The sequence below is a fragment of the Elusimicrobiota bacterium genome (assembly GCA_040757695.1).
In the GTDB taxonomy this organism is placed as follows: Bacteria; Elusimicrobiota; UBA8919; order UBA8919; family UBA8919; genus JBFLWK01.
This window is the reverse complement of record JBFLWK010000222.1, coordinates 1-1,477: the sequence shown is the minus strand read 5'-3', so window position 1 is coordinate 1,477 and position 1,477 is coordinate 1. Positions and strand designations below refer to the sequence as shown.

Below are 1,477 nucleotides of genomic sequence, written 5' to 3'. Positions count from 1 at the left end.
ATAAAAATATCTTTGAGGTCGCATATCTACTGACCACAGAAAGGCAAAATTCCTCGGAGAACTTTTTTGACAACGAGGTTAAATTACTTTACTTAAAAACTCCCCAAGTTAGACAAAATAGATATACCTGGATAATAAATCTGATATTGAAATTTATTTATTTGGTGATTTGGCTAAGAAAAAATAGAAAAAGGATAGATTACTTATTGGTATCGACTCTGGATGAATGTATAATAACTTACATTGCTAAAAAGATTTTGAGTTTAAAATCAAAGCTCATCATCTTCAATCAGATATATTTGTCATCAGTTAAGGAAAAAAGTAATCCATTTTCAGAATTTTTGATTGATATTTTTATCTTGATTAATCGAGCCTCGGATGGTGTTCTTTGTCTTTCTAAAGGAATTTTGCAAGACTTAAAAGAAACTTACAATATCAAAACTAAGATTTTTGTGCATCCAAGTTGTGTTGACCTTCAGAATATTAAAACACTTTCCAAGGAAACGTTAGACGAACCTTGGCTATTGGAAGATAAAAGGAAGACTATCATATATGTTGGAAGATTAAGCAACAGGCAGAAAAGAATTGATATATTACTGAAAGCCATAAACATAATAAAAAATGAAGATTTACCTTTTAAAGTTCTAATTATTGGGGATGGAGAAGATCGAGCTTTTCTTGAAGAGATGAGTAAAGATTTTGACTTAGAAGGCATTATCTATTTCCTTGGTTATAAAAAAAACCCTTACAAATATTATGCAATCTCAGATCTGTTCGTTCTTACCTCAGACTTTGAAGGTTTTGCCAATGTAATAATTGAAGCTATGGCTTGTGGTTTGCCAATAATTGCTACAGATTGTCCAAGTGGTCCATCAGAAATTCTTGAAAATGGGAAATGTGGGATTTTGGTTCAAAGAGGGGATTATATAACCCTCGCCAATGAAATCTTGCATGTTCTTCAGAACGAAGAATTTAATAAAGAATTAAGAAATAATGCTTCAATAAGAGTAAGAGATTTTGAGTATAAAAAAGTGTTTAAAGAGTTTAATAATTTCATGACAAACATTTAGAGAAATATTTGATGAAAGATATAAAGTGTCCATTATGTTCTGTAAATATAGATAAGGATAGATATAAAGAAAATTATTATTCAAAAATTATGAACACTAATTATAAATTATACATATGTCACGCCTGTTCATTAGAATTTTGGAACCCTATGGCTATGTTTAAAGAATTTTATGAAGATGAACTCCATAAAGATTATGCGTCATTACATGTTGGCGGATTAAGAAGCATATCTCAAAGTATGAACCTGTTCTTTGAAAATCTGCCATTAAAAAGTGGAAGATTACTGGATGTTGGATGTGGCGATGGCATTTTTTTAGAAAAGGCTCGAGAATTTGGCTTCGATGTATGGGGTATTGATTTTGATTCTAAGAGTATCGAGACAGCCAGGAAGAAAAGAAATCTTAGA

General features: G+C 30.7%; 2 protein-coding genes. Both read left to right on the top strand.

Features of this window, described 5'->3' with window-relative positions:
• Window positions 1–1,070 (top strand): glycosyltransferase (locus AB1349_14305; GenBank protein ID MEW6558497.1); only part of this gene is annotated, 1,070 nt, incomplete at its 5' end.
• Window positions 1,071–1,081: 11 nt separating this feature from the next.
• Window positions 1,082–1,477, top strand: a 396-nt coding sequence (locus AB1349_14300) for a methyltransferase domain-containing protein (GenBank protein MEW6558496.1), incomplete at its 3' end; no start/stop codon positions are given.